The organism is Kitasatospora sp. NPDC023120 (assembly GCF_055560835.1).
In genome coordinates this window covers 1-5,427 of record NZ_JBVHHY010000075.1, presented here as the reverse complement: position 1 = coordinate 5,427, position 5,427 = coordinate 1, and the positions used below count along the sequence as shown (strand labels likewise).

General features: G+C 69.9%; 3 protein-coding genes and 4 pseudogenes. 3 read left to right on the top strand and 4 right to left on the bottom strand.

Annotated features, from left to right (window positions below):
• Positions 1–144: 144 nt before the first annotated feature.
• A complete protein-coding gene (locus tag ACZ3TI_RS40505; RefSeq protein ID WP_465735534.1) occupies positions 145–267 on the bottom strand; it encodes a hypothetical protein in 123 nt (40 codons plus the stop codon).
• On the opposite strand from ACZ3TI_RS40505, the pseudogene ACZ3TI_RS40500 reads away from it, so the two are divergent.
• Positions 212–631 (top strand): annotated as a pseudogene (locus ACZ3TI_RS40500) (erythromycin esterase family protein); the annotation flags it as partial. The gene ACZ3TI_RS40505 and the pseudogene ACZ3TI_RS40500 sit on opposite strands and share 56 nt — an antisense overlap.
• A gap of 125 nt (positions 632–756) precedes the next feature.
• On the opposite strand, the gene ACZ3TI_RS40495 reads toward ACZ3TI_RS40500, so the two are convergent.
• Together ACZ3TI_RS40495 and ACZ3TI_RS40490 are read right to left on the bottom strand one after the other, a co-directional pair.
• Entirely contained in the window at positions 757–1,425 is a 669-nt protein-coding gene (locus ACZ3TI_RS40495; protein ID WP_465735532.1) for a hypothetical protein, read from the bottom strand.
• A 520-nt stretch (positions 1,426–1,945) separates the two neighbouring features.
• Positions 1,946–3,323: pseudogene (locus ACZ3TI_RS40490) on the bottom strand (IS1380 family transposase).
• 235 nt (positions 3,324–3,558) lie between these two features.
• On the opposite strand from ACZ3TI_RS40490, the gene ACZ3TI_RS40485 reads away from it, so the two are divergent.
• Together ACZ3TI_RS40485 and ACZ3TI_RS40480 are read left to right on the top strand one after the other, a co-directional pair.
• Positions 3,559–4,080, top strand: coding sequence for a hypothetical protein (locus ACZ3TI_RS40485; protein ID WP_465735530.1), 522 nt, complete (start codon positions 3,559–3,561; stop codon positions 4,078–4,080).
• Between the two features lie 60 nt (positions 4,081–4,140).
• Positions 4,141–4,357 (top strand): annotated as a pseudogene (locus ACZ3TI_RS40480) (IS5/IS1182 family transposase); the annotation flags it as partial.
• An 84-nt stretch (positions 4,358–4,441) separates the two neighbouring features.
• Here the strand turns inward: ACZ3TI_RS40480 and ACZ3TI_RS40475 are convergent.
• Positions 4,442–5,164: pseudogene (locus tag ACZ3TI_RS40475) on the bottom strand (IS982 family transposase); the annotation flags it as partial.
• Positions 5,165–5,427 lie beyond the last annotated feature (263 nt).

Here is a 5,427-nt window from a genome sequence, read left to right as displayed (position 1 = left end):
TCGCCTGAACCCGAAGGCCGATCCCACGAAAACCAGACAGTCCATCCTCGGGTTCCGGCTGAGAACCCTTCAGTTTCCATGAACCCGCGGACCTCCAGGGGGATCGCCGAGGTAAGCCCAAAAGGGGCCACGGGATGATCTTGGTTACTGGCCGAGGCTGCTGACTCGGTTCGCGTACTCGCGGCGGGCCTTGCGCTGGACCGGCACCGATGTGGTGCCGTCGAGGGGCTGGCAGTGGTCGAGGAGCTGGCGGTGGACCGTGGGCACGGCGGTGACGCAGGGTGTAGCCCTGGCCGCGCCGTATGGTGACGCCCTGGTCGAGCGTGGCGCGTTCGGCGTCGTCCAGCTCGGCGGTGCGAAGGGCGCCGACCTGCGCGAGCTCGTCGGCCGCGAGTACCTCGCCGTCGGCACCTCCGTCCACAGCGGCGACTACCGCGCCCGCACGGCGAACGGGCAAAGCGGTGTCTTCAGCGTCGGCCCCGCCGCACCCGGGAGCAACGAGTACACCCTGGACCAGGTGCGCCACCGCGACTTCTACGTCGACCTGCGCGCGGCCCGCCGCACCCCCGGCGTGGGCGCCTGGCTGGACACGGCGCGCCCGACGTACGTCATCCCCGGGCGTTACCCGAACAACCCCACGCCGCCGCTGGCGCTGGGCCGCGCCTTCGACATCGTGGTGCACCTCCACACAGTACGGGCGTCGGTTCCGCTGCCCCGACGGAGCGACGCACCGCGCCGCCGGCATCGGGCGGCGGGTCACGTCCCCCAATTCACGATGGACACCGCCAGGTCGTTCCAGCGGAAGCGGCCGAGATCGGGAGTATTGCATCCCTTGGGTTGGAAGAACTCGTCCCCGTGCCATTCGAGGAGATCGAAGAGTGATACATCGAATCGGCACTTGCTCAGGGAGGAGATGACGAAAATCCAATCCCCTGTGCCCAGAAAACCTCTGTGCACCTTGCTCAGGTCCGGATATCCCAGCCCCGCCTCCACACACTTCACGTCGCCTTGCTCATCGATGTCCTCGAAGAAACACACCTGTGTGGGCAAGGCGTCCGGTGGCTGCGTACAGGTCGCCTCGAGGGCCGCCTCCAGCGCCCCTTCCTCGGCGTCGGTGTACATACGGCGCGCCTCCGACAGCATCGCTTCGCGGTCGGTGAAGGCCCCCAGAGCCAGGGACGAGTTGTGGATCAGACGCGTCATGAACAAGGGCCGCGTCACTTCCGCGTTCATGCGTTCAAGGTCCTCGACCACTTCTCCGTCGAGAACAAGCGGAACGTCCGGGTAGAGCTCGCGCTTGCGGCCGGTGTGTTCAGGGCGAGCAGACAGCTCACCGGCCAGTCCGTCGGGTATCCGAACGGGCTCCGCGTCCCTCACGTCACGCTCGGGGGACCCCTTGTCCGCACCTGGGAACTGGTGCGACATTCCCACCATCTCCTTGTGGTTGTGCCGGCGTGCCACGGCGACGCCTCCCCGGTGCACGGATCAACAGTTGCCGCAGGCAGAGAAATTTCAGGTACGTTCGTCATTTCCACGCTAGTCCTTACGTCCCCAGGTCGCCCGACGAGGATTTCGCCGGAAGGGATGCCCGTCAGCGGCCGGTGGGAAGGTTGGTGCCGCCGGTGCAGTCGAGCACGATGCCGGTGACGAAGGTGGTGGCGGCCAGCATGTGAATGGCCCGGGCCACATCCTCGGGGCGGCCGCAGCGAGGCCGCCCAACGCGCCATCCTGGCCCCGGAGTCCCAAGGGCTGTCCCGTTAACTGATCTCTGACAGGGCTGCCTAGCCTCGATCTTTCGTGACGGTCCGTCGGTTCATTCGGCGGGCCGTTTCGGCTTTGTGGCCGGTGGTGGGCATGCCTGCGGCCCGGCTGTCGCGTCGGGTGGGCGCCGGGTTCCACTGGTCCGGCCGGAGGATGACTCGTCGGGACAGGGCGTCGTTGCTGGTCAGCCGGGGTTGGGAAGGGCTTGCAGGCGCTCGAACGCGGTGGTGATCGTCTCGGTCCAGGGCCCAACGGCGGGCCAGACGAAGCCAGTGGCGACGGCCGGTGGTCACCAGTTGGGCGGCGGCGGAGAACAGCCGCAGCCGCAGGCGCTTGGGCTCCCACCGGCGCGCGGGCCCGTCCAGGGCGAGCATGGGCATCCAGGCGAGCAGGTCGAGTGCGAGCTGGACGATCTCCAGCCAGACCTGGTTCTGGGCGGCGTCGTGCAGGGGCAGGTTGCGCAGGCCGGTGTCGCGGGCAGCGCGGATGCGGTCCTCGGCGCGGGCCCGCTGCCGGTGCCGCAGCTCCAGGGCCGCGATCGGAGCGCCGGTGGTGTTGGTGGCGAAGCAGGTCAGCCGCATCCCATCGGCGTCGGTGAAGCGCAACTGCGCTCCGGGGTGCGGGCGTTCTTTGCGCACGATCAGCCGTATACCTCTCGGCCAGCCGCGCAGGACATCGCCAGCGAGCTCGGCGACCCAGGCGCCGTCGCGGATGGCGCCGTCGGGTTCGACGGCCGGAGTCCAAGCCGAGGCGGGTACCAGCAGCACCGCCTGGTGGACGCTCTCGGTGATGGTCATCCCGACCGAATAGGACAGCCACCTGCCGCGAGCTGTGAGCCAGTTGAGGAACTCGTGGGTGCCGCCGCCGGAGTCGGTGCGGATGAGGGTGCGCCGGCCGCGCCGGTACTTCTTCGGCAGCTGGGCCAGGGCCAGACGGGCGGCGGCGATGTGGTCGGCGGCGGTGTTGCTGCCTGCGTTCCCCGGCCGCAGCAGGCCGGCGACCGGCTCTCCGGAGCCCTCCCTGCCGTGGTCGACGAACGCGAACAGCGGGTGGTGGCCGAAGGTCCTCTTCCAGGTCGCGGCCGCGTCCTGCTTCTCGGAGTGAGCCAGGACCAGGACCCCGTCGATATCCATGACGACTTCGCCGCCCGCGTCCGGAGCGGCCTGGCCGGCCAACCGCCAGACACGCTCACGAACTTCGGCCCGCGCCCGCCGGACGGCCGCCAGTGCCCGTGGGCCGGCCGCAGCCAGGGTGTCGACCAGCCGGGAGACCGTCGGGTCCGAGGCCACCGGCCCGAACACACCGGGCTCGGACCGCAGCACGGCCACGTCCGCCAGGCAGTCACCGCCCAGCGCCACCGCCAGCGCGACGTCCAGCAGGATCTTGCCGGGGTCGTGCACCGCTCTTGGCTTGCGCCACGGCGCGAGCGCCGCAGACAACCCGGAGGCCAGGCCCGTGCGGCGCGCTGTCTCCACCAGCAGGACCCCGCCCGCCTGCGAGACGACCCCGTGGCCGCCACCCGATACCCGCACACGCGGGTAGGACCCGATACGCTTGCTCACCTGGGAAGTGCCTCCGATGCGTGCGGGAACAGGGACCTCGACAATCCTCATTCTCGCTGGTCAGAGGCACTTTCTGCTTTGCTGATCACCTGCCGGACAGCCCGCTTCGTGAAAGCGCGAGGCTAGGTTCCGCCGACGGCCAGCCGCCAGGACGGCGAAGGGGTAGCTCTCGTGGGGGATCGTGATCGTGCGTGTGGCTGACGCACTGTCGTTGGGGTTCGGCGAGGGTGGGGGCATGCAGCTCGCCCTTCCGCTCGGCGATACCGAGCGCCCCGTCCCTACTTGGGCCCTCCGGCTGGCCAAGGCCCTCCCGTTCATCGTGCTGCCGCACTGCCTGTGGCGGCTTCCGTTCGCCGTCGGCTTCGCGATGGGCACGGTCGATCCGCACCGCCCGCCGATGCCCTGGTGGGCACCGGGCTACGTGGTCGGGCTCAGTGTGTTCACCGAGGCACTGTGTCTGCTGACCACTGGGCTGGTGGCCGGGTGGGGAGAGGTGTTCCCGCGCTGGATCCCGGTCCTCGGCGGCCGTCGGGTGCCCCCGCTCGCCGCGGTGATCCCGGCGGTCCTGGGTGGCCTGGCCCTGGTCGCGCTGTTCGATCAGTACCCGCTCGTCTGGGTGGGTATCGTGCCCGAGGCGGGGTTCAGCAACGGATGGTGGATGGCCCTGGCCCGGGTGTGCGTCAGCCCGGCGATGCTGTGGGGTCCGATCGTGCTGGCCCTGGCCTGGGCCTACTATCGGCGCCGCCGCCCTGCCTGATGGGTTCGTCGGTCCAGATTCGGCCGAGTCGAGTGTCAGAGCGGGTGAGATGATCCCGCTGTGGCTGGTGTGATCACGGCGTCGGAGCCGTCCTGGATAGCCCCGTTCACCGGGCTGAGCCCGCGCGACTGCCGCAAGCTGATGACAATGCTGCGTCGCGAGGGCGCCGACACTGGCCGCCACGGCCGGCCATGGGGCCTGCCCCTCGAGGACCGGGTCCTGCTGGTCGCGGCCTACTGGCGCGCACCACCTGACGCTGCGCCAGCTCGCGCCACTGAGGCCTCGCCATCTTCGAACGTGCTGGTCAGAGGGGCTGGCGTGACACTCGGTCGGGGCGCTCGTGCTGGTCGCGGGCGGGAGTGAGGTCGAGCTGACCCTTGAAGGTGTCGTTGACCGACTCGATGACCTGCCGCAACGGCTTGAACAGCTGCGATCCGGCCCGCACGGCCTCGCCCTTGCGGGCCGGACGCAGGAGCCGGAGCTCCAGCTCGGCGAGTTCACGCTCGAACGCGGCGCCGTAGTAGTTCTTGTCCCCGATCAGGGTCTGACCGGGCCGGGTGGCCACCAGGTCGGTCTCGGTGGCCAGGATGTCCAGCAGGGTGGTGCGCTCGTCGGCTTTGGCGCCGGTCAGCGCGAACGCGACGGGCAGGCCGTGCAGGGTGCACACCAGGTGCAGCCGCAGACCCCAGAAGAACCGGGAGTGACTGGCGCAGTAGCCGTACTCGGCCCAGCCGGCCAGGTCGGAGCGCTTGACCGTCTCGCGAGAGCGGCCGCACTCGATCGGGGTGGAGTCGACCACCCGGACGTTGTCGGTCCACAGGCTGGTGTCGGTGGCCAGCAGCCGGTTGACGCGGGCGATCAGGTCGGCAGCCTTGCGCAGACGCCGGTTGTAGCCCGACTGGCCCGGCAGGTACGGGAACAGGCGCCGCAGGTGGGAGCGGGCGTAGCGGATCCAGCGGCGCTCGGAGACGTGGCCGAGCAGGGCCTGCATCACCGCGAGCGTGACCAGCTCGGCGTCGCTGAGCCGGGGCTCGATGCCGATCTCGGGCCGCCACGGAGCCAGATGCGGCGATTCCTCCAGCAGATCGGTGAGGTAGGCCCGTGGGCGCGGTGCCGACGTCTCCGTCGGTCGTCTCCCTCGGGCCCCCTCCCGCACCCGGCGTGCGAATTTCTCCGCACCGGGCGCTCCACGTGTCTTGACCGTTGGTCAGCCGCCTGTCGTGGCGGCTGCTGGTTTCGGGGTCCATGGGGTCGGGATGTCGCTTCCGCGGTAGCGGTAGCGCTCCACTGCGACGCTGGATGCGCCGGTGAACACGACCCCGTTGTAGGCGAACCGCCACCCCTTGT

What these genes read in the sequence shown, in the direction of transcription:
- ACZ3TI_RS40495 (WP_465735532.1), bottom strand. Translation starts at nt 1,425, where the DNA reads ATGTCGCACCAGTTCCCAGGTGCGGACAAGGGGTCCCCCGAGCGTGAC.
- ACZ3TI_RS40485 (WP_465735530.1), top strand. Translation starts at nt 3,559, where the DNA reads ATGCAGCTCGCCCTTCCGCTCGGCGATACCGAGCGCCCCGTCCCTACT.